A 22,141-nucleotide genomic window follows, 5' to 3' on the forward strand; every position below is an offset into this window, starting at 1 on the left:
TAGGGCCCGGCTCCGACAGAAGTCGGTCGTCCGGCCGGAAGGGGGCGGCACCGTGCCCGTACGTGGATTGCCGGGGCGTCGCGGCCTGCCGCGTCGCACCCTGTTGGCCGCCGGCCTGGGAGCGGCCGTGATCGGTGTGGGCTGTACGGCCGCGCCTCGGCCCGAGCCTCCGCCGCCGTCACCCGGCAGGCAGCGGATCGCCGTCGCCGACCACGGCGCGACCGGCGACGGCAGCACCGACGACACCGCCGCCGTCCAACGTGCCGTCGATGCCGCCGCCGTGGTCGACGGCGAAGTGTTCTTCGGACCGGGCACCTACGTGGTGACCACGGTCCACCTCGTCCCCGGGATCTGGTTGACCGGTGACCGGGCCACCATCCGCCGGCCGCCGACGCGGGGCAAGGACTGGTTGCGCACCTTCACCACCGAGGACCTCGACTGGGACTCCGAGACCGACTCCGCACCGCTGGTCGTCCGCAACCTGACCTTCGACGGCAACCGGCTGGAACAGGGTCCGTACCAGTCGTACGAGCTGGAGCACGCCCACCTGCTGCACTTCACCGCGACGCCGGGGTCGAAGGGGCGACTGGTCGCCCGGGTGAGCGACTGCCGGTTCGTGGACGGGGTCGGCGACGGCATCAACATCAGGTGCAACGTGGCGCTCACCGTCGAGCGGTGCGAGGCGGTCGACGTGTTCCGCGGCGGCTTCGTGATGGTCGGCGGCGGTTGCGAGGTGGACATCACCGACTTCACCACCCGGGGCGCCACCGACCGGACGGGCATCGACATCGAGATCATGATCGCCGGGTACGGGGGCAGCTTCGCCTCGCACGTACGGATGCGCCGGGTTCGGCTGCACGACGGCGACTTCGACATCGCGATCCGCGACGGCGGCACCTTCGACGGCGACGACATCATGGTCAGTCGGCCCCCGATCACCGTCAGCGCCCCCGGCGGGACGGTCCGGATCAGGCGGTCGATCTTCCATGTCGGCCCGTGGGCGCCGAACGCCAACCGGATCGTCTACCCCGGCGACGTCGAGTTCCGGGAGTGCACCTTCGTCGCCGACCCCGACGGGGAGCCGCCGCCGGTCACGGTGACCATGGTCCGGCTGATGACCACGAGCTGGCCGCGGTCGCGGCTGAGCCTGTCGCTGGTGGACTGCACGTTCACCACGGTGCCGGACCTGCCCGCCGACGTCACCGTACGGGCCGTGCAGGTGGACCCCGACTCGCTGGCCCGGGGCAACGTGGTCCGGGTGGTGGGCGGCACCGTCGACGACCGGGTCGACGAAGGTGTCTGGGTGAGCGGTGGCGGCCGGGTCGAGATCACCGGGACCATGATCAACTCGACGACCGTGCTGCGGGCCGCCGGGCTGCGGGGAAGCGGTTTCGACGTCACACTGGCCGAGCTCGAACTGGGACCGGGCACGGCGTTGCGGATCGACCTCGCCGATGCGAGGTCGTTGCTGCGGATCTCCGACGTCGTGGTGCACGAACCGGGCAACGCGATCCGCAGCGAACGCCCGGAATCCCTTGCCAGGCTACGAGTCCAGGGTGGTCGTACGGTGCTGGGCCGGCAGTCCCCGCAGGGGCGGTCGGTGCCCGGACTGGCGGGTGACGAGTTCCTGGTCGGGTCGGGGTCGGCCGTCCGGCGCTGGCTGTGCACCCGCAGTGATGCGGTCGCCGCCGACTGGCGGCGGGCCGACTGAACCGGTCAGCGGTCCAGCTCGGCCGCGACCCGGAGCACCAGCTCGTTCGCCGCGGGCTCGCCGACGGTGATGCGTACCCCGTCGAACTCGTTGCCGGCCACGTACGGCCGGGTCATCAGCCCGTGACGATCGAAGGTGGCGGCCCAGTCGCGGGTGCGTTCGCCGGCCGGCAGCCACACGAAGTTGGCCTGGCTGTCGGGGACGTCGAAGCCCAGTTCGCGCAGCCCGGTCAGCAGCGTCGCCCGCTCGGCGACCAGGGTGCCGACCCGCTCCATCAGTTCGTCCTTCGCCGCGAGGCTCGCCAGCACGGCGGCCTGGGCGACCACCGACACCCCGAACGGCAGTGCGGCGGCCCGGACGGCGGTGGCGACCGTCGGATCGGCCAGGCAGAAGCCGACGCGGAAGCCGGCCAGTCCGTACGCCTTGGAGAAGGTCCGCAGCACCACCACGTTCGGCCGGCCCTCGAGGGCGGCCGGGCCACGGGCGGCCGCCGGATCGTCGACGAACTCGACGTAGGCCTCGTCCACCACGACGATCACCGTCGGCGGCACCTGGTCCAAGAAGTTGATCAAGGAGTCGTGGCTGATCGCCGGCCCGGTCGGATTGTTGGGGGTGCACAACAGCACCACCTTGGTCCGGTTGGTGACCGCGGCGGCCATCGCGGTCAGGTCATGGGTGGCGCCCGGTCCCAGCGGCACCGGCACCGGCGTCGCACCGGTCAGCTGCACCGCGATCGGGTACGCCTCGAAGCTGCGCCACGCATACACCACCTCGTCGCCGGGCAGGCAGGTCGCCTGCAGCAGGTGGTAGAGCACGCCGACCGAGCCGGCGCCGAAGGCGAGCCGGTCACCGGACACGCCCAACGACTCGGCGACCGCCTCGGTGATCGCCACGTTCCCGGCATCGGGGTAACGGTTGAGCTGGGTGCTCGCCTGCGCGACCGCGTCGAGCACCGACGGCAACGGTGGGTACGGATTCTCGTTGCTGGACAGCTTGTACGAGACACCGTCCGGTCCGACCGGGGCAGGCTTGCCGGGGACGTACGCGGGCAGGGACCGCAGGTCCGGCCGGAGCGGCAGCACCATGATCAGTCACGCTCCTTGATCGGTCGTGGACCATGATCAGCTACGGGTCATGATCAGTTGTGGGCCAAGATCAGTTGTGGGCCAAGATCAGATGACGACTTCGCCACGCGGGGTGTCGAACACCGCAGCCATCAGCCCGGGGTTGCCGTTCGGGCTCACCCACTCGACCTCGAGGTCGTCGATCACCTCGTCGATCCCACCGCCGATCCAGTCGCGGACCCGGTCGGGGTCGCCGGCGATCACGATGCGCTTCAGGGCGATCTGGCTCAGCCGGGCGCCCGGGTGGTAGCGCTCCTCGCTCTCCCAGTGCACGAAGAAGGGCAACTGCGGATCGGCCTGCAGGCCCTTGATGCCGAGCTGGGTCCAGGCGAGCTGCTCACCGGTCGGCAACACCCGCGCCCCCGGAGCCGCGGACCGGCCGAGCCGCTCCTCGAAGGGGGCCATGTCGTCGACGGCCAGCACCCACGCGAGCCAGCCACCGCCGGCGTCGCTGCGCGCCCGTACGGCCTGACCGAACGGGGCCTTGTCGGCGGCGGGGTGGTCGAGCACCTGGACGAGCTCGACGTAGCGGCCGCCCTGGATCGGGAGGGTCATGTTGGTCGTGCCGAAGCGGGGGTGGATGCCGCCGTCATTGAAGTCCTCGCCCAACTGCTCGCCCAGATGGGCGGCGCTGGCGGCGAGCCCATCCGGCGTGACGGCGAAGGACAGGTGATCGAGACGCATAGATGGCATTACACATGATGGGGCCGATGCCCCGTCATGCGGTCCCGTCGAACACTGCGGCACTGGCCGGGTGGGACAGCCCGCGGCCGGCGCCGGTGAACTCCTCGCACAGCCGGACCAGCTCGCGGTAGGCGGGCCGCCCCATCAGCTCGACGAGCTCGTCGGAATTGCTGCGGTAGACCGGCTCGGAACCGGTGTGGGCCTCGGTGTTGGAGGTGCAGTACCAGTCGAGCTCGTGCCCGCCGGGTCCCCAGCCCTCACGGACGTACTCGCCGATGGTGATCTCGAGGTACTCGGTGTCGTCGGCCCGGGTCACGTTGCGGTAGCCGCGGCGGATCGGCAGCTGCCAGCACACGTCCGGCTTGGTCTTGACGAAGCTGCGGCCCTGGTCGAGCGCGAGCTTGTGCAGGGCGCACCCCTCACCACCGGCGAATCCGGGACGGTTGAGGAAGATGCAGGCCCCCTTCACCACCCGCGTCTTCCGGGCGCCGCCGGACTCCTTGACCGCCCAGCCGCCCTTGTGGCCCTTGCCGTGGAACTGCCACTGCTCCGGCGACAGGTCCGCCACCGCCTCGGCGACCCGCGCCTCGTCGTCGGCGTCGGCGAAGTGGGCACCCAGGGTGCAGCAGCCGTCATCGGGCCGGTCGGCGTAGATGCCCTGGCAGCCGGCGCCGAAGATGCACCGCCAGTAGGAGGTGAGCCAGGTCAGGTCACACCGGAACACCTGGTCGGCGTCGGCCGGATCGACGAACTCGACGAATGCGCGTGGGAACGCGACCTGCACCTCGGGCATTGGGCCACCCTACGTGGGACTCGTCGCCTCGTCGCCGTGGGGAAGGGCGCCACAGCGACGTTGGTGGAGCTGACGTCCATGTGTGTCGCTGTGGCGCCCGATTTTACGAGCGTGGCCTGTGGATGACGCCCGATTCGGCCGGAGTTTTCCACCGATCCGGTTTTCGGGTGACCCGTGGCGGGCCTGAAGTCCCACCGTCAAGACATGAGTGATGCGATCCATTCCAGGCAATCCCTCGTCGACGCCTTCGGCCGGCGCGACTTCGAGGAGGCGGTCCGCACCGGTGCGGTCGAGAAGGTCGCGAACGGGTGGTACGCCGTGCCCGGTCAGGCCGCGACCGATGCGCTGCGGGCCGTCCGACTCGGCGGCAGGCTGGGATGCCTGTCCGGCGCGGCGTTCCACGGGCTGTGGGTGCCGCCCACCGATGAGCTGCACCTGGTCATGCGGCGGCCCGGCCGGCGTCCGGTCGTCGACCAACGCGGCGGGCGGGTCCAGGTGCATCCGGTCCGCACGTGGCCGAGTGACCAGGTGGCGTGCACCGTGGCCGACTGCGTGGGCCAGGTGTTGCGCCACCACGACGCCGAGACGGGGCTGATCGTCGCCGAGTCGGCGCTCAACCTCGGCCTGCTGGGCATGGTCGAGCTCGCCGAGCTCAACCGGGGGCTGCCGGCCCGGAAGCAGCGCGTGATCAGCCGGGCGGTCGACAACTCCCAGTCCGGCAGCGAGACCCGGGTCCGGTTGTTCTTCGACCGGTCGGGGGTGCCGGTGAGATCGCAGGTGCCGATCTCCGGCGTCGGGATCGTGGACCTGCTGGTCGGCAACAGCCTGGTGATCGAGTGCGACAGCCGGCGCCACCACACCGGTGAGAGCAACTACCACGGCGATCGGCGTCGTGACCTGCGGTTGCACGAGCTGCGCTACACGGTGGTCCGGCTGACCTGGGAGCAGATCTTCCTCGACTGGGAGCAGACGACCCAGGTGCTGACGGGACTGATCCGGGCCCGGGTGCACCGCCGGCAGCCCCGTCAACCACACGCCTGGGGGTGATGCGGGCGCCGGTCGGGCCGGATTCGGCGGTGAAACGGGCCCCGGCCGGTCGGATTCGGCGGTGAAACGGGACCCGGACGGCCGGACTCGTCGTAAAAAGGGGCGCCACAGCGACACACGTGGACGTCAGCTCCACGTGTGTCGCTGTGGCGCCCACCTCTACGACGACCCGGGCCCACCGCCGCCGGATCGAGGCCCACCGCCGCCGGACCGGGCCCCGCGGGGCGGCTTTCGCCGGGGTGGCGGGCCGGTGGGGGGATGGCATTACGCTGGACAGGTGAGTGTCAGCCCCATGCCCAAGATCGTGCTGTCGACGTCGTGTGTGTATCCGGAGTCGACCGCGAGCGGATTCGAGATCGCCCACCGGCTCGGTTACGACGCCGTCGAGGTGATGGTCGGGATCGATCCGGTGGCGGCCGACATCGACGCGGTCAAGAAGCTGCGCGACTACCACCAGGTCGAGGTGGCCTCCATCCACGCCCCCTGCCTGCTGGTCACCCAGCGGGTCTGGGGCAACGACCCGTGGGAGAAGCTCGAGCGCTCCGCCGTCGCCGCCCGCACCCTCGGCGCCGACACCGTGGTGGTCCACCCGCCGTTCCGTTGGCAGCGTGATTATGCAACCTCGTTCGTGGAGGGGATCCGCCGGCTCAACGCGTCCACCGGCATCACCTTCGCGGTCGAGAACATGTACCCGTGGCGCACCGGCCGGGCCGAGCTGAAGGCCTACATGCCCGGCTGGGACCCGGCCGAGTTCGACTACGACCACCTGACCCTCGACCTGTCGCACGCCTCGACCGCGAAGCAGCAGTCGCTGGACCTGGTCGGCCAGTGGGGGGATCGCCTCCACCACCTGCACCTGACCGACGGTCGCGGCAGCCTGAAGGACGAACACCTGTTGCCCGGCGACGGCGACCAGCAGGCCGACAAGGTGCTGGCCAAGCTGACCGAACGCGGCTTCTCCGGCCACGTGGTGCTCGAGGCCAACACCCGGCGGTCGGCGTCACGCCACGAGCGCGAGGAGAAGCTGGCCCGCGCGCTCGCCTTCATCAAGACCCACCTGGGCGCCACGGCTCCCACCCCGGCGGCCTGACCACCCCCGACGACGGAGGCCTTGATGCTGCGGAGCGTGCTGGTGGCGGCCTCCCGGCAGCCATGGCTCAAGCAGGCGGCACTGTCGCTGCCGATGACGAACGCCATGATCAACAGCTACGTCGCCGGCGACGACATCGACGATGCGGTCGCGACGGCGGGCCGACTCCACGCCGCCGGCCTCATGATCAGCATCGACCGGCTCGGCGAGGACGTCACCGAGGCGGCGCAGGCCGATCAGGCGACCGCCGCGTACGTCGACCTGTTGGCCGCACTGGCCCGGACCGGACTCACCGGCACTGCTGAGGTGTCGGTCAAGTTGTCGGCCCTGGGGCAGCAGCTCGCCACCGACACCGGCACCGATCCGGCCGCTGACAACCTGCGGGCGATCTGCCTGGCCGCCGAGACGTTGCGGACCACCGTCACCGTCGACATGGAGGACCACACGCGGCTCGACGACACCCTCGCCACGGTCACCGAGGTCCGACGTCGGCACCCCGACCTCGGCGTGGTGCTGCAGGCCTACCTCCACCGGAGTGAGGCCGACTGTCGCGAACTGGCGGTGGCCGGGTCCCGGGTCCGGCTGTGCAAGGGCGCCTACGACGAGCCGCCCGAGGTCGCGATCACCGACCGGCACCAGGTCGACCTGTCCTACGTTCGCTGCCTGCGCGAGCTGATGCGTGGTGACGGGTACCCGATGGTGGCGACCCACGACCCGCGCCTGATCGAGATCGCGCAGGACCTGGCGATCCGGTACGACCGCGGCCCGGGTGACTTCGAGTTCCAGATGCTGCACGGGGTCCGGCCCCGCGAACAGGCCCGGCTGGTCAACGCCGGCCACCGGGTGAGGGTGTACCTGCCGTACGGCACCGACTGGTACGGCTACCTGGTCCGCCGGATGGCGGAGCGGCCGAGCAACCTGCTGCTCTTCCTGCGCTCACTGGTGCAGCGCGGCTGAGGCCCGCGCGGTTCACAACCAGTCGAGGTACGGCGCCGCCAGCGTGTAGCCGACGAACGACACGATGTCGAGCAGGATGTGCGCGATGACCAACGGCATCACCCGCTTGCAGCGGACGAACACCACGCCGAAGATCAGCCCCATGATCAGGTTGCCGACGAACCCGCCGAAGCCCTGGTAGAGGTGGTACGTCCCGCGGACCAGTGCCGAGGAGATGATCACCACTGCCCAGTTCCAGCCGAGCTGCCGACCCCGGACGTACCACCAGCCGAGCATGATCACCTCCTCCAGGATCCCGTTCATGGCGGCCAGTCCGACCAGCACCGGCAGCGTCCACCAGTGCTCGGTGAGGTTGGCCGGGGAGATGTTGGTGTTGAGCCCGAGCGCACGGGCGCCGAGGTAGAGGCCGAGCCCTGGGATCCCGATCACCGCAGCCATCAGCAGGCCGAGCGCCAGGTCGGGCAGCGGCCGCCGCGCGTCCAGTCCGATCAGGTGCCGCGCCCCGCGGAAGCTGATCGTCAGCAGGTACACGGCCAGGAAGGCCGGCAGCACCGGCAGCACGATGCCGAGCACCTGGTAGATCAGGTCGAGCCACGGTCGGTCCGGTACCACCGAGGTGTTCATCGACGTGGTCTGCTGGCTCAGCGGCTGGTCGGGACGGGTCAACCGTTCGATGATCGACACCACCGAGTAGACCGCCGACCGACCCAGCGACACTCCCAGCAGCAGCACCAGCTCGATGATCAACAGCGCCCGCGGCAGCACGGTCCGCACCTGCGCCGGAGCGAAGCCGGCCCCCATCGACCACGTCGTCGCGGATCCGGCCGGCACGCCCGCACCGACCCGCAGCGGTGGTTCCGCGCCTGAGGTCATGGCATCACCGTAGACCGCCGGGGATCGGCTGCCCGGCAAGCTGTGGCGGGGAGTATCGTTGCCATCATTGACAAGGAGGTCGAGATGTCCGACAACTCTTCTCCCGACTCTTCCGCCACCGGGGCGGGAACCTCGGCAACCGACGAGCGCGACGCGGTGGGTCCTCCCGTGGTCACCATCTGGGAGTACTACGGCGCCGGTGCCACCCAGATCGGCACGGTGGTGGCCGACGAGCTCGGCGTGCCCTTCCACCCCCAGGCCTTCACCTCCGAGGACATCGAGGGCAGTGAGGACTCGCGGCTGGCCAACAACGCGATGCTCACCCGGGTGTTCTCGGCGATGGGCGGGGCGTACGGCGGCTTCGACGGCCGCGACATCGTCGCCACCCAGAAGGACAAGCGGGACCTGATCACCGACAACGACGAGACGGTGCTGAACAGTGCCCGCTCCGGCGGGGTGATCATCGGCCGCAATGCGACGGTCATCCTCGCCCGTCGCCCCAACACCGTGCACGTGCTGCTCACCGGTGCGGTCGACGACCGGGTGGCCCGGGCCGCCGAGGAGACCGGCGAGCCGACCAGCCGTATCGCCGACCGGCAACGTCGTGAGGACCGGGTCCGCGCCGACATGTCCAAGGTGCTGTACGGGTGGGACCCGCGACTGCCCGACCGGTACGACATCGTCATCAACACCAGCCGGATCTCACTGGCCGCGGCCGCTGCGGCCATCGTCGACGTGGTCCGCGCCGGGGCCCGCTGACCACGGTCCGCACGGGTCCGATCGGATCCCACGCGTTGAACGACATGGTGCTTGTCGGAGCGACCTCGTAGGCTCGGGTGCATGCATGTCGGAATCTTTGGAGCAACTGGTCAGGTCGGCGGGGTCATGCGAACCCTGCTCGAGCAGCGTGACTTCCCGGTCACCAGCGTGCGGTACTTCGCGTCCGCCCGCTCGGCGGGCAAGCAGCTGCCGTGGCGCGACACCATGATCACCGTCGAGGACACCGAGACCGCTGACTTCAGCGGGCTCGACATCGCGCTGTTCTCCAACGGCAAGCAGGCTTCGAAGGCGACCGCCCCCAAGGTCGCGACAGCCGGTGCGGTCGTGGTCGACAACTCGAGCGCATGGCGGCTCGACCCGGAGGTCCCGCTGGTGGTCAGCGAGGTCAACCCCGACGACGTGGTCGACCCGCCGAAGGGCATCATCGCCAACCCGAACTGCACCACGATGGCCGCGATGCCGGTGCTGAAGCCGCTGCACGACGAGGCCGGGCTGGCCCGGCTGGTCGTCGCCACCTACCAGGCCGTGTCCGGCTCGGGCGGTGCCGGTGTCGACGAGCTCGACAGCCAGGCCCGCGCGGTCACGAACGACGCCGCCCAGTTGGCCTTCGACGGTGCCGCGGTGACGTTCCCCGAGCCGCAGACCTACGTCAAGCCGATCGCGTACAACGTGTTGCCGATGGCCGGGTCGATCGTCGACGACGGGTCGGGCGAGACCGACGAGGAGCAGAAGCTCCGCAACGAGTCGCGCAAGATCCTCCACCTGCCCGACCTGCTGGTCGCCGGCACCTGTGTCCGGGTCCCGGTGTTCACCGGGCACTCGTTGGCGATCCACGTCGAGTTCGACCGGCCGATCACCCCGGAGCGGGCCACCGAACTGCTCGGCGCCGCCCCCGGTGTGGTGCTCAGTGACGTGCCGACCCCGCTCGAGGCGGCCGGCCAGGACCCCTGCTACGTCGGACGGATCCGCGCCGACCGGTCGGTGCCCGAGGGCCGTGGCCTGGTGCTGTTCGTCAGCAACGACAACCTCCGCAAGGGCGCCGCGCTCAACACCATCCAGATCGCCGAACTGGTCGCCAGGAACGCGCAGGCGAAGGTCGGCGCATGACCGCGGCCGGCGCCGTGAGGCTGACGGTCATCGGTGCCGGCGTGATGGGGGAGACCCTGCTGTCAGGGCTGCTCCGTTCGGGGTGGCAGGCCGGCGACATCGTCGCGACCGACCGCCGCCCCGAGCGGTGCGCCGAGCTCGTCGAGCGGTACGGCATCACCACCGCGGAGAACGTCGACGCGGTCCGTGGTGCCCACACCGTGCTGCTCGTGGTGAAGCCGCAGGACCTCGTACCGGTGCTGGACGAGATCGCCGAGGACCTGCCCGCCGACACCTTGGTGGTGTCGCTGGTGGCCGGCGTCCCGGCGGCGTTGATCGAGTCACGGCTGCGGCCCGGGACACCGGTGGTGCGGGTGATGCCGAACACGCCCGCCCAGGTCGACCAGGGCATGGCGGCGGTGTCGCCGGGGCAGCACGCCACGGCCGACCACGTGGAGCGGGTGCACGCCGTGCTGGCCGCGACCGGCAAGGTGATCACGGTCCCGGAGGCCTACCAGGACGCGGTCACCGCGATCTCCGGATCCGGCCCGGCGTACCTGTTCTTCGTCGCCGAGGCCATGGTCGAGTCCGGCGTCCACCTCGGGCTGCCGCGCGACATCGCCACCCAGCTCGTGGTGCAGACCATGCTCGGCTCGGCCACCCTGCTCGCCGAGACCGAGGAGCACCCGACCGTGCTGCGCGAGCGGGTCACCTCACCGGGTGGTACGACGGCCGCGGCTATCCGCGAACTCGAGGACCACAAGGTACGAGCGGCGTTCCTGACCGCGATGGAGGCGGCCCGCAACCGGAGTCGCGAGCTCGCCCAGGCGGCGGCCAGGGACGTCTCGACGAGCTCGCCGGGCGGGGATCGGTGACGGCCGTCAGGCCGGCGTGGATCCTGCCCGAGACCCGGTACGACTTCGGCGACGGGCACCCGATGGCGCCGGGCAGGGTGCACAACACGATCCGGCTCGCCACCGCGCTCGGGGTGCTCGACCTGTTCGACCACGTCCCGGCCGAACCGCTCGACGAGGCGCTGCTGCGGCAGGTCCACACGTCCGACTACATCGCCGCGGTGCGCAGTGGCGAGCCGCACCCCGAGCTCGGCCTGGGCACCGTCGACAACCCGATCGTCCCCGGGCTGGACGAGATCGCCCGCAACGTCGCCGCCGGGACGGTCGAGGCCGCCCGCCAGGTCTGGCGCGGGCCGTACCGTCGGGCGGTCAACATCGCCGGTGGGCTGCACCACGCGATGCCCGGCGCGACCAGCGGATTCTGTGTCTACAACGACATCGGCTGCGCGATCGAGTGGCTGCTGGCCCACGGTTGTGAACGGGTCGTGTACCTCGACGTGGACGCCCACCACGGTGACGGGGTGCAGGCGATCTTCGCCGACGAACCCCGGGTGGTGACGATCAGCCTGCACCAGACCGGCGCCGAACTGTTCCCCGGCACCGGCTACGCCCACGAGACCGGTGGTGGCGACGCGGTCGGTACGGCGGTCAACGTCGCGCTGGCCGGCGGCACCGACGACGCGGGCTGGCTGCGCGCCTTCGACGCCGTGGTGCCCGAGGTGCTGGCCGAGTTCGCACCGCAGGTGATCGTCAGCCAGCACGGCTGTGACTCCCACCGGCTCGACCCGCTGACCGACCTGCAGCTCAGCGTCGAGGGGCAGCAGGCCTCGTACCAGATGATTGCGGACTGGGCCGATGAGTACGCCGACGGGCGCTGGGTCGCGGTCGGGGGCGGTGGCTATGCCGTCACCTCGGTCGTACCGCGCGCGTGGACCCACCTGCTCGCCGTGATGGCCGGCGCCCCCCTCGACCCGGCGACCCCGATCCCCGACGCCGTACGGGCAGAGCTCGGCACCCGACTGCCGCCCACCATGGGCGACCTCGCCGGGGAGCCCGTGGCGTGGCGTTCCACCCGTTCGGGCTGGGATCCGGCCAGCCGGCTCGACCAGACCGTGCTGGCCACCCGGAAGGCCGCCTTTCCTGACCTGGGGCTCGATCCCGAGTTCTGACGGCGTGTCGAGTGGACCCGCGCCACAAAAGTTGATTTCCTTCACACCTTTCGCAACGGCCCCACTTGCTACTAGGCTCGGCCCAGGCTCGCGCACACGTCGGAAGGGAAGCCGGCGGTGACCGCGTGCCCAGAGAGCGCTGGAGACATGTCTGATGAGCCGTCGCCCGAGCTGGCCCCCGTGGGGGGCCTGAGCGGCGTCACCTTCTTGACCGTGGCCGAGGTCGCCGACCTGATGCGCGTGTCCAAGATGTCGGTGTACCGGATGATCCACGCCGGGGAACTCGAAGCCGTACGATTCGGCCGCAACTTCCGCGTCCCGGAGACCGCGGTCCATGCCTACCTGAAGCAGTCCTTCTACGACGCGGGCTGAGCCCACCCGTCGCCACCCGGTCACCACCGCGTACCGGCGTTTCGTCCCACGGCGGACGACCGGGTAGCATGGGCCCTTGCCGCGGGCACGTCTGTCCCGGCTCCGTTCAACTTTTCCGAGGAGTACGACACGTGGGTTCGGTCATCAAGAAGCGACGCAAGCGCATGGCGAAGAAGAAGCACCGCAAGCTGCTCAAGAGGACGCGCATCCAGCGTCGCCGCGCCGGCAAGTGACGCCGGCTCCGGGGTGTCGCCCCCGGGCATGATCGCCACCGGACGCTGACCACCGGGCGGCTCGAGGACGAGCTCGTGGCCGGTGGTCGATCCGTACCGAACGAGCAGGAGGTCGCCACCCGTGTCCCCTCCCGCCGCCCCCGAGGGCAACACCCCCGGCGAGACCGGCACCTCCGGTGAGGCCCGTCGGGTCGTACTGGTGACCGGCGTCGCCCGGGCGCTCGGGGCCCACTTCGCGCGGGCGATGGCTGCCGACGGCACCACCGTGATCGGGGTCGACCTGACCCCACCACGACACGACCTGGGCGCCGCGACGTACCTGCGGGCCGACATCGCCAGCCCGGCCATCACCCGCCTGGTCAACAAGCACCGGGTGACCGACGTCGTCCACCTGGCCCTGGTGTCGGCCAGCGGGTCGGGGCAGTCCCGGTCGTCGCTGAAGGAGATCAACGTCCTCGGCGCGATGCAGCTCTTCGCCGCCTGCCAACAGGCACCGACCGTACGCAAGTTGGTCGTGCAGTCCTCGATCAGCGTGTACGCGGCCTCGGAACGCGGTCCGGCCCGGTTCACCGAGGACCTCTCCGAGAGCCACCTGCCGATCTCCGGACTGGGCAAGGACGCCGTCGAGGTGGAGACGTACGCCCGCGGCCTGGCCCGCCGCCGCCCCGACTGCGTGGTCACCACGCTCCGGCTGGCCAACCTGATGGGTGCGGGCCACCACAGCCAGATCGCCGGCTACCTGTCGTTGCCGGTGGTGCCGCGGGTGCTCGGCTTCGACGCCCGGATGCAGTTCCTGCACCCCGACGACGCCGTCCGCGCCCTGCAACTGGCCGCCGACGTCGACGTCCCCGGCACCTACAACGTGGCCGCCGACGACGTGGTCACCCTGGGGCAGGCGGTCGCGATGATGGGCCGCCCCAGCATCGGCGTGCTGCGCGAGGCGTTGCCGTACGTGATGCCGACGGCCCGCCGCGCCGGGATCGTCAGCTTCAGCCGTGACGAGCTGGACGCACTCACGTACGGGCGGGTGATGGACGTGTCGCGCTTCGCCGCGGCCAGTGGCTTCCGGCCCGAGCACAGCAGCCGGGCCGCCCTGGCCGAGTTCGTCGCCGCCGCCCGGCCCGGACCGGTGTCGGCCGCCCGGATCGACGCCGGACTGGCGCGCGCCGGCAGCCTCATCGGTCGGTTCGCCGACCTCACCGGGCGGTCGCGCTGATGCGGCAGCCCGATCCGGACCGGTACGCCGCCGGGATCGCCCGACTGGTCGAACTGGGGCGTCGCGCCGGGGTCGGCTGGGAGGGCCGCTGGGACGAGATCGCCGACTACGTCCGGTCCCGGATGACCGGGGCGTACGCGGTCGACGAGTTCGGCTTCGACCCCGAGTTCACCAGCACCATCTGGCAACCGCTGGCCCGTACGGTGGCCCGCCGCTGGTTCCGCTGCGAGGTCCGCGGGGCGGCCAACATCCCCGCGCACGGGCCGGCGATGTTGGTTGCCAACCACGCCGGATCGCTGCCGGTGGACGGCATGGTGCTGCAGTCGATCGTGCACGACGAGTCGGGCCGCCAACTGCGCACCCTCGGCGCGGACCTGCTGTTCCGGACCCCGTTCTTCGCCGACCTGGTGCGCCGGACCGGCACCACGTTGGCCTGTCAGGCCGACGCCTCCCGGCTGTTGTCGTCGGGCCACCTGGTGTCGGTGTTCCCCGAGGGGTTCAAGGGGCCGGGCAAGCCGTTCGCCCAGCGGTACAAGTTGCAGCGGTTCGGTCGGGGCGGGTTCGTCTCGACCGCGATCGCGGCCGGGGTGCCGATCATCCCGGTGTCGATCGTGGGGTCGGAGGAGGCCTATCCGAACCTCGCAGATGTACCGTTCCTGGCCCGGGCCCTCGGGTTGCCGCACTTCCCGGTCACCCCACTGTTCCCGTGGTTCGGGCTGCTCGGTGCGGTGCCGCTGCCGTCGAAGTGGATCATCGGGTTCGGTGAGCCGGTCCCGACCGCCCACCTGGCCGGTGCGGCCGACGACCCGATGGTCGTCTTCAACGTCACCGACCAGGTGCGCGAGAGCATCCAGCACTCGCTGTACGCATTGCTGGCCGAGCGTGGGCCGGCCTTCACCGACCAGGTGTTCTGACCCGTCGCCGCCCGACCCCGAGCCTGTCGAGGGGGCCTCGGGGGCCTCGGGGGTGAGATCGGGTCGCGAGTCGGGCACGGGTGGGTGGCTCACCCGTGCAGAAGGGCGCCACAGCGACACGGGCGACACATACGTCCACGTGTGTCGCTGTGGCGCCCACTTTTACGAGCGCCCAGCCCATTTCGGACAAGGCCTCGCCTTGTGACTCGGTTATTGGTAGCCTCGCAAGGCCTTTGTGCTGACCCTATTTTCACAGAAGGAGCTCCCATGGCGGGAATCCGACCCAACCACATCAGTCGCCGCGCTCTGTTGGGCGGTGTCGCCGGTGCCGTCGGTGTGGCCGGCCTGGCGGCGTGCGGACCCTCGGGAGGGGAAGGCGGTGAGGGCGGCGGTGAGGCCGGGAACGCGGGCGCCGCGGTCGAGACCCCGACCTTCAAGGCGTTCGAGGGCCTGTCGCCCGACCTGCCCGGCAACGACCAGGGCGTGATCCCCGGCTACTTCAACTACCCCGAGCCGATCGAGCGGGACGGGTATCCGCTGCCCGAGATCGAGCCGTTCTCGATCATGCTGCAGGCCAACCCGCCGGCGGAGGCCCCGGAGCAGAACCGGAACTACCAGCAGCTCTTCACCGCGATGGGCACGTCGTTCGAGACGATCTTCGGTGGCGGCGTGACCTACACCGACAAGTTCCAGGTCACCATGGCGGGCAACGACCTGCCCGACATCGTGCAGATGATCCCGACCGCGAAGCTGCCACAGCTGCTGGAGAAGAACTTCAGCGACCTGTCCGACATCCTCGGTGGCGACGGGGTCCTGGAGTACCCGGCGCTGGCCAACATCCAGACCGCCGCCTGGGGCATCCCGCAGGTCGACGGCCGGCTGTGGGGGATCACCAAGCCCAGCCCCTCCTCGGGTCGGGTGATGACCTCGCGCGGCGACATCCTGGCGCGCAAGGGGATCGATCCCAGCCCCCAGCTGAACTCCGGTGAGGACTTCGTCGCCCTGTTCACCGAGCTCACCGACCGCAAGAACAACGAGTTCGCGCTGGGGTCGGACCCGACCGAGTGGCTGCTGCAGGCGCTGTACGAGATGCAGGACGGCGGCCCGAACGGATGGCGCAAGGAGGCGGACGGCACCTTCACCAGCGAGGTCGCCTCACCGCAGCTGGTGCGCGCCCTGGAGGAGGGCGCCAAGATGGTCAAGGACGGCCTGATCCACCCGCAGTCGTTCTCCGATCCCGGCCAGAACGCGGTCTGGTTCTCCGCCGGCACCACGGCGCTGTACCTGCAGTCGTTCGTCGGTTGGGGCGGGCACTCGAGGTCGAAGCCGGAGTGGAACGTCGGCAACGTGGTGCTGCCGAAGTGGGACGGCGGCGGCACCTACTCGATGCACAAGAGTGGCGGCGGCTACTACGCCTACATGGCGTTCAAGAAGCAGGAGAGCGAGAAGCGACTCCGCGAGCTGCTGAAGATCGCCGACTACGTCGCCTCACCGTTCGGCACCACCCAGTACCTGGACCTGGTGTACGGGACGCCCGGTTACACCTACGAGATGAAGGACGGCAACCCGCAGTCGCTCCCCGACACCAGCAAGTTCCTGGTGCAGGGCCTCACCTACCTCGGCGGCAACGGCAACAGTGCACTGTTCGTGCCGGGGAACGAGGAGAAGGTGACCGAGATGCACACCTACCTGTCGGAGCACCTGCCGAACGGGGTGGAGGACGACTCGGCCGGGCTGTACTCCGAGACCGACAGCGGCGAGAACGCCACCTGGACGGCGAAGCTCAAGGAGGCCAAGCGTGCGGTGATGTCCGGTGAGAAGCCGATCTCGGAGTGGGAGACCACCGCCGCCGAGTGGAAGGCCGAGGTCGGCGACAAGATCGCCGAGGAGTACGCCGAGGCCGCCGCAGCCCAGTAGGTCTTCGCAAAGCCGTAGGTCCTCGCAAAGCAGGGGGCGCGCCCGCGCAGAAGGGCGCCACAGCGACACGGCGACACATATGTCCACGTGTGTCGCTGTGGCGCCCACTTTTACGAGCCGGCCGACGTCTCGCCGGGCTCGACGGGCGTCTCGACGGGCGGGTCAGGCCGTGGTGGAGGCCCGGACGACCAGGTCCGGGGCGAAGGTGACGTGTTGGTGCTGGTGGTCCGGCTCGTCGCGTTCGGCCTGCAGCAACCGGACGGCGGTCTCGCCCAACTCGGTCCGCGGCTGCCGCACCGAGGTCAGCGGGACGGCGGCCCCGGCGGCGAACTGGATGTCGTCATGGCCCACCAGGGCCAGGTCGCCGGGGACCTGCCAGCGTTGCCCGACGGCGTACTGCAACAGCCCGATGGCGAGCAGGTCGTTGGCGCAGTAGGCGCCGGTCGGTCGGCGGCGGGCGCCACCGCGGCGGACCTCCGGCCCGGCCGCCCAACCCGCCGCCATCGACATCTCGCTGGTGGTGATCACGGTCAGGCTGTCCGGCGACAGGTCCGCCTCGGCGATCGCCCGGCGGGCGCCGGTCAGCCGGTCGGCGACCTGATAGTGGGTCTCGGGTGAGCCGAGGAAGGCGATCCGGCGGTGCCCGAGGCCGAGCAGGTGGGACACGGCCAGGTGGCCGCCGAGTACGTCGTCGACCGCGACCGAGCAGAACGCGGTCCCGGTCGCGGCCCGGTCGACCAGGACCACCGCCACGCCCTGCCGACGCAGCACGGCCAACTCCTTGGCCGGGGCCCGCGTCACCGGGGTCAGCAACACCCCCTGCACCCGCTGCTGGCCCAACAGTTGCAGGTGGTCGACCTCCTGGTCGCGGTCCTCGTCGCTGCTGCACAGGAACATCGCCAGTTGGTTCTCGGCCGCGGCCCGACGGGCACCCCGGGCGACGTCGGTGAAGAACGTGTTGTCGGTGGTCGGGACGAGATAGGCCAGCACCCGGCTCTGCCCGGCCCGGAGCTGCCGGGCCGACTCGTTGCGGACGAAGCCGAGGGTGGCGATCGCCTGCTCGACCCGCTCCCGGGTCGCCGGCCGGACCCGGTCGGGGTGGTTGAGCACGTTCGACACGGTGCCCAGCGACACCCCGGCCAGCCGGCCGACGTCCTTCACGCTGGGGTTGTGACCTTCGCCCGAACGGCCTGCAGGACTCATCGCGGGCTCCCGGCGGGGCTCATCGTGGCCTCCCGGCGGGGCTCATCGTGGCCTCCCGGCCAGGGCCACCCGCAGCCGCTGCGCGTCCACCCGCCAGAAGTCGTGCTGCCGGCCGTCGACCAGCGTCACCGGCACCTGGTCGGTGTACTGCTCCCGCAGGGCCGGGTCGGGGTCGATGTCGACCACCTCGACCTCGTCCCCGGTCTCGGCGCAGACCTCCCGTACGGTCGCCAGCGCGACCTCGCACAGGTGGCAGCCCTGCCGCACGAGCACGCGGACGCGGGGGGTCGTCGGGGTGCGGCCATCGGCCGGGGCGGGCGCCATGTCCGACATTCTCGCAGGCCGCCCCGGACGCCGCCCACCCCCGGCCCGGAGTCGCCCTCCCGGCTGCTCCGGACAGGATTTGGGCACGACTCATTGGGGACCGCCGATCACACTTATTTGGCCCACATGATCAAGACTGCAACCGTTTTCAGCTACCGTCGGCCCTTCGCGGTACGAGCAAGCACGCAGTACGACCGAAGCGAAGGAAGTGGGCATCATGGGGATCGAACGCAGTGGCATCAGCCGTCGCGCAGTACTCGGCGGCATGGCCGGACTGGCCGGAGCGGCCGGCCTCGCCGCCTGCGGACCGGACGGCGGATCGGGCGGCTCGGGCGGGTCCGGCGGCTCGGGTGGATCCGGCGACTTCACGCCGCCGACCTATGTGCCGTACGAGGGGGTCAGCCCTGACCTGCCGGCCACCGAGGACGGCGTCTCGGCCGCCTTCTTCAACTACCCCGACCCGCCCCAGGCGCGGGAGGGCTTCCCGCTCCCGCAGATCGAGCCGTTCCAGGTGCTGGTGCAGGCGCAGCCGCCGCGGGAGGCGGAGGCGACCAACAAGGCGTACCAGAACATCTTCACCAAGGGCGGTGCCACCTTCGAGACCATCTACGGCACGTCGGCGCAGTACAAGGAGAAGTTCCAGGTCACGATGGCGAGCAACGACTTGCCCGACCTGACCCAGATCATCACCGTGCCGCAGTTGCCGAAACTGCTGGAGATGCACTTCACCGACCTGACCGACATCCTCGGCGGTGACGGCGTCACCGAGTACCCGGCGCTGGCCAACATCCCGCCGCCGACCTGGAACATCCCGGTGGTGGACGGCCGGCTCTGGGGCATCGCGCAGCCGCGGCCGCCGGCCGGTCGGGTGCTGAGCACCCGCGGTGACATCCTGGCCGAGAAGGGCATCGACGCCTCGCCCGACCTCAACTCCGGTGAGGACTTCGTCGCCCTGCTGGCCGAGCTCACCGACAAGGGCGCCAACCGGTTCGCCCTGGGGTCGGACCCGATGGGCTGGCTGCTGCCGGCCCTGCACGAGATGATGGGCGGCCCGAACAGCTGGCGCAAGGAGCCCGACGGCACCTTCGTCAGCGAGACCACCTCCCCGGAGATGGTCGAGGCGCTGAACGAGGCCGGCAAGATCGTCAAGGCTGGCTACCTGCATCCCCAGTCGTTCTCCGACCCCGGCTCGAACGCGACCTGGTGGGAGGCCGGTACGACCGCGCTCTACCTGCAGGCGTTCACCGGTTGGGGTGGCTTCGCCCGGCAGCACCCGGACTGGCAGGTCGGCGCCGCCGCCCTGCCGAAGTGGTCCGGCGGCGGCAAGGCCGCGGTGCACAAGAGCGTCGCCGGCTACGCCGCCTTCGTCGCGATCAAGAAGCAGGAGAGCGAGGAGCGACTCCGCGAACTGCTCCGCTTCATCGACTTCATCGCCTCACCGTTCGGCACCCAGGAGTACCTGGACTGGCAGTTCGGGGTCGAGGGCTACTCGTACGAGATGGAGGGCGGCAACCCGAAGGCGGTCAAGGACGGCGGCAAGCTGACCGTGCAGGGTGTCGGCTACGCCGGCGGCCAGTTCGGCGCGAACCTGTTCGCACCCGGCCAGGAGGAGCTGGTGAAGGCCCAGCACGCCTACCTGTCGGAGGTCATCCCGGCCGGCATGGCCAACGACGCCGAGGGCCTGTACTCCGAGACCGCGGTGACCGACGGCGCCACGTACGCCACCAAGATCAAGGACACCCAGCGGGCGGTGATCCTCGGTGAGGAGCCGATGTCGGCCTGGGAGGCGCTGGCGGCCGAGTGGCAGGAAGAGGTCGGCACCAAGGTCGCCGAGGAGTACGCGGAGGCCGACGCCAACCGCTGAGACGCGCCGTACGCACGCCACGTCGTCGGTTCACACGAGTTGTGCAACCGTTGGCGTACTCTCCTCCTGCCGGATCCCCCGGCTCATCAGGTGAGACGCCACGGAGGCCGCGTTCGACCTCCGCGTCACGAAGGAGTGTGGACATGGCTGGTGGAGTGCATTCATCGATCTCGCGTCGGACGTTGCTCGGCGGAACCCTCGGCGCCCTCGGGGTGGCCGGGCTGGCCGCCTGTACGACCGGTGGCGGTGAGGGTGAGCCGGGAGGCGGCAGCAACGAGGGCGGCAAGCTGGAGCCGCCCACGTTCACCGCGTTCAGTGACGTGGAGCCGGACAAGCCGGGCAACGCCGAGGGCGTCCCGCCGGTCTTCTACAACTACCCGGCCGAGCCGGTCAACCGGGAGGGGTTCCCGCTGCCCGGGGGCGAGCCGTGGACGGCGCTGATGCAGGCGCTGCCCCCGAAGGTGCCGGCGGAGGAGAACAAGAGCTACCAGGAGTACGAGAAGGCCGTCGGCTCGAAGTTCCAGGTCATCTACGGCACCTCGGCGCAGTACACCGAGAAGTTCCAGGTCACGATGGCGAGCAACGACATCCCCGACTTCGTGCAGATCGTCACGGTGGCCCAGCTGCCGAAGTTGTTGGAGTCCACCTTCACCGACCTGACCGACATCCTCGGCGGTGACGGGGTGTCGAAGTATCCGGGACTGGCCAACATCCCCACCGCGACGTGGAAGATCCCGGAGCTGAACGGGCGGCTGTGGGGCATCCCGCAGCCGCGGCCGCCGGCCGGCCGGGTGTTGACCACGCGCGGTGACGTGATGGCCGAGCGCGGCATCGACGACCCGTACGTGAAGCTGCGCGACGGTGCCGACTTCGTCGACCTGCTGAAGCAGCTCACGAACAAGGACAAGGGCGAGTTCTCGATGGGTGCCGACCCGACGTCCTGGCTGCTCACGGGCGTGTACTCCATGATGGGTGGCCCCAACAACTGGGCGGTCGAGGACGGCAAGTTCGTCAGCCAGCTCACCACCGAGCAGTACACGAAGGCGTTGGTCGAGGCGGGGAAGATCGTGCAGGCGGGTTACCTGCACCCGAACTCGTTCTCCGATCCGGGGTCGAACTCGGCCTGGTACCGCGCCGGGACGACCGCGCTCTACTTCCAGAGCTTCGTCGGGTGGGGCGGCAACGCTCGCAGCAACCCCGAGTGGAACGTCGGCAACATCGAACTGCCGAAGTGGGACGGCGGCGGCCTCACCCCGATCCACAAGAGCGTGGCCGGCTACGGCGCGTACATCGCCATCAAGAAGTCCGATGACGCCAGGCTGGAGCAGCTGTTGCGGGTGGCCGACTACGAGGCGTCGCCGTTCGGCACCCAGCAGTACCTCGACGTCAACTACGGGGTCAAGGGCTTCAGCTACAACCTGGAGGGCCCCAACCCGAAGTCGGTGCCCAGCGACACCAGCCCGGGCATCGTGCCGATGACCTACACCGGTGGCAACTCCGGCGCCATCCTGTTCGGCCAGGGGCAGACCGAGAGCGTCGACGCCCAGTACGACTTCTTGTCCCGCGCGATCCCCGACGGTGTCGAGGACGCCTCGCAGGGCCTGTACTCCGAGACCCAGGTCACCAAGGGCGCCACCTTCGCCAAGCAGCAGAAGGACGTCATCCGCGAGGTCCTGCTGGGGTCGAAGCCGATCACGGCGTGGGAGGAGTACGTCGCCGACTGGCGCAAGAAGGTCGGCGACCAGATCGCCGGGGAGTACGAGGAGGCGGCCGCTCGCTGAGCGCCGGCCGTACGAACCGCTGGGCAGACCGACGGACGGCCCGAGGGCATTTGTGCACACGTTCACAAGCTTCTAGAGTTGTGGACAGCCGCCCCGGGCCGTCCCTCGGTTCCAGCCGCTCAGTCGGTCAGGTGGGTGGTGCGGATCAG

Annotated in this window: 21 protein-coding genes; 15 read left to right on the plus strand and 6 right to left on the minus strand. The window is 70.3% G+C overall.

Annotated features, from left to right (window positions below):
- The first annotated feature begins 52 nt into the window (after positions 1 to 52).
- The gene (locus ACQBAU_RS02975) at positions 53 to 1,711 is read left to right on the plus strand and encodes a glycosyl hydrolase family 28-related protein (protein ID WP_434550303.1); all 1,659 of its coding nucleotides are present in this window, start codon (positions 53 to 55) and stop codon (positions 1,709 to 1,711) included.
- Between the two features lie 5 nt (positions 1,712 to 1,716).
- On the opposite strand, the gene hisC is transcribed toward ACQBAU_RS02975, so the two are convergent.
- The 3 genes from hisC to ACQBAU_RS02990 form a co-directional block, all read right to left on the minus strand.
- Complete coding sequence (hisC, locus tag ACQBAU_RS02980; RefSeq protein ID WP_434550302.1) at positions 1,717 to 2,796, minus strand: histidinol-phosphate transaminase; 1,080 nt, start codon at positions 2,794 to 2,796, stop codon at positions 1,717 to 1,719.
- A gap of 87 nt (positions 2,797 to 2,883) precedes the next feature.
- The gene (locus ACQBAU_RS02985; protein WP_465255243.1) at positions 2,884 to 3,519 is read right to left on the minus strand and encodes a VOC family protein; all 636 of its coding nucleotides are present in this window, start codon (positions 3,517 to 3,519) and stop codon (positions 2,884 to 2,886) included.
- 34 nt (positions 3,520 to 3,553) lie between these two features.
- Positions 3,554 to 4,312 carry a DUF3109 family protein gene (locus ACQBAU_RS02990; RefSeq protein ID WP_434550300.1) on the minus strand — a complete coding sequence of 253 codons (759 nt, stop codon included), beginning with the start codon at positions 4,310 to 4,312 and terminating at the stop codon, positions 3,554 to 3,556.
- Between the two features lie 204 nt (positions 4,313 to 4,516).
- On the opposite strand from ACQBAU_RS02990, the gene ACQBAU_RS02995 reads away from it, so the two are divergent.
- From ACQBAU_RS02995 to ACQBAU_RS03005, 3 genes are all read left to right on the plus strand, one after another.
- Positions 4,517 to 5,359: an endonuclease domain-containing protein gene (locus ACQBAU_RS02995; RefSeq protein ID WP_434550299.1), complete on the plus strand. Its 843-nt coding sequence runs from the start codon at positions 4,517 to 4,519 to the stop codon at positions 5,357 to 5,359.
- Between the two features lie 277 nt (positions 5,360 to 5,636).
- The gene (locus ACQBAU_RS03000; protein ID WP_434550298.1) at positions 5,637 to 6,449 is read left to right on the plus strand and encodes a sugar phosphate isomerase/epimerase family protein; all 813 of its coding nucleotides are present in this window, start codon (positions 5,637 to 5,639) and stop codon (positions 6,447 to 6,449) included.
- Between the two features lie 24 nt (positions 6,450 to 6,473).
- A complete protein-coding gene (locus ACQBAU_RS03005) occupies positions 6,474 to 7,406 on the plus strand; it encodes a proline dehydrogenase family protein (RefSeq protein ID WP_465255242.1) in 933 nt (310 codons plus the stop codon).
- 12 nt (positions 7,407 to 7,418) lie between these two features.
- Here ACQBAU_RS03005 and ACQBAU_RS03010 read toward each other — a convergent pair whose 3' ends face one another.
- Positions 7,419 to 8,279: a CPBP family intramembrane glutamic endopeptidase gene (locus ACQBAU_RS03010; RefSeq protein WP_465255241.1), complete on the minus strand. Its 861-nt coding sequence runs from the start codon at positions 8,277 to 8,279 to the stop codon at positions 7,419 to 7,421.
- 84 nt (positions 8,280 to 8,363) lie between these two features.
- Between ACQBAU_RS03010 and ACQBAU_RS03015 the strand changes: the two genes are divergently transcribed.
- From ACQBAU_RS03015 to ACQBAU_RS03055, 9 genes are all read left to right on the plus strand, one after another.
- Entirely contained in the window at positions 8,364 to 9,038 is a 675-nt protein-coding gene (locus ACQBAU_RS03015) for a cytidylate kinase-like family protein (RefSeq protein ID WP_465255240.1), read from the plus strand.
- 81 nt (positions 9,039 to 9,119) lie between these two features.
- Positions 9,120 to 10,166, plus strand: a complete 1,047-nt coding sequence (locus ACQBAU_RS03020) for an aspartate-semialdehyde dehydrogenase (protein WP_465255239.1) — start codon at positions 9,120 to 9,122, stop codon at positions 10,164 to 10,166.
- Positions 10,163 to 11,020, plus strand: coding sequence for a pyrroline-5-carboxylate reductase (proC, locus tag ACQBAU_RS03025; RefSeq protein ID WP_465255238.1), 858 nt, complete (start codon positions 10,163 to 10,165; stop codon positions 11,018 to 11,020). The genes ACQBAU_RS03020 and proC overlap by 4 nt, the downstream gene beginning before the upstream one ends.
- Positions 11,017 to 12,168 carry an acetoin utilization protein AcuC gene (locus ACQBAU_RS03030; RefSeq protein WP_465255237.1) on the plus strand — a complete coding sequence of 384 codons (1,152 nt, stop codon included), beginning with the start codon at positions 11,017 to 11,019 and terminating at the stop codon, positions 12,166 to 12,168. The genes proC and ACQBAU_RS03030 overlap by 4 nt, the downstream gene beginning before the upstream one ends.
- Before the next feature lie 147 nt (positions 12,169 to 12,315).
- The gene (locus tag ACQBAU_RS03035; RefSeq protein WP_434550291.1) at positions 12,316 to 12,540 is read left to right on the plus strand and encodes a helix-turn-helix domain-containing protein; all 225 of its coding nucleotides are present in this window, start codon (positions 12,316 to 12,318) and stop codon (positions 12,538 to 12,540) included.
- Between the two features lie 131 nt (positions 12,541 to 12,671).
- Complete coding sequence (locus tag ACQBAU_RS03040) at positions 12,672 to 12,773, plus strand: 30S ribosomal protein bS22 (RefSeq protein ID WP_042842924.1); 102 nt, start codon at positions 12,672 to 12,674, stop codon at positions 12,771 to 12,773.
- Between the two features lie 121 nt (positions 12,774 to 12,894).
- Positions 12,895 to 13,989 (plus strand): NAD-dependent epimerase/dehydratase family protein, encoded by a 1,095-nt coding sequence (locus ACQBAU_RS03045; RefSeq protein WP_434550290.1) that lies wholly within the window; start codon positions 12,895 to 12,897, stop codon positions 13,987 to 13,989.
- Positions 13,989 to 14,903 (plus strand): lysophospholipid acyltransferase family protein, encoded by a 915-nt coding sequence (locus ACQBAU_RS03050; RefSeq protein ID WP_434550289.1) that lies wholly within the window; start codon positions 13,989 to 13,991, stop codon positions 14,901 to 14,903. Before ACQBAU_RS03045 ends, ACQBAU_RS03050 begins: the two co-directional genes overlap by 1 nt.
- A gap of 267 nt (positions 14,904 to 15,170) precedes the next feature.
- Positions 15,171 to 16,820, plus strand: a complete 1,650-nt coding sequence (locus ACQBAU_RS03055; RefSeq protein ID WP_434550288.1) for a type 2 periplasmic-binding domain-containing protein — start codon at positions 15,171 to 15,173, stop codon at positions 16,818 to 16,820.
- Positions 16,821 to 16,982: 162 nt separating this feature from the next.
- On the opposite strand, the gene ACQBAU_RS03060 is transcribed toward ACQBAU_RS03055, so the two are convergent.
- Both ACQBAU_RS03060 and ACQBAU_RS03065 read right to left on the minus strand, forming a co-directional pair.
- Complete coding sequence (locus ACQBAU_RS03060) at positions 16,983 to 18,023, minus strand: LacI family DNA-binding transcriptional regulator (RefSeq protein ID WP_465255236.1); 1,041 nt, start codon at positions 18,021 to 18,023, stop codon at positions 16,983 to 16,985.
- A 42-nt stretch (positions 18,024 to 18,065) separates the two neighbouring features.
- Positions 18,066 to 18,347 (minus strand): glutaredoxin family protein, encoded by a 282-nt coding sequence (locus ACQBAU_RS03065; protein WP_434550286.1) that lies wholly within the window; start codon positions 18,345 to 18,347, stop codon positions 18,066 to 18,068.
- A gap of 217 nt (positions 18,348 to 18,564) precedes the next feature.
- On the opposite strand from ACQBAU_RS03065, the gene ACQBAU_RS03070 reads away from it, so the two are divergent.
- Both ACQBAU_RS03070 and ACQBAU_RS03075 read left to right on the plus strand, forming a co-directional pair.
- Positions 18,565 to 20,211, plus strand: coding sequence for a type 2 periplasmic-binding domain-containing protein (locus ACQBAU_RS03070; protein WP_465255235.1), 1,647 nt, complete (start codon positions 18,565 to 18,567; stop codon positions 20,209 to 20,211).
- A gap of 143 nt (positions 20,212 to 20,354) precedes the next feature.
- The gene (locus ACQBAU_RS03075) at positions 20,355 to 21,992 is read left to right on the plus strand and encodes an extracellular solute-binding protein (protein ID WP_465255234.1); all 1,638 of its coding nucleotides are present in this window, start codon (positions 20,355 to 20,357) and stop codon (positions 21,990 to 21,992) included.
- The last annotated feature ends 149 nt before the right edge of the window (positions 21,993 to 22,141 follow it).

Source organism: Carbonicoccus niuqiaonis, from assembly GCF_050157065.1.
Taxonomy (GTDB): domain Bacteria; phylum Actinomycetota; class Actinomycetes; order Propionibacteriales; family Propionibacteriaceae; genus Avipropionibacterium.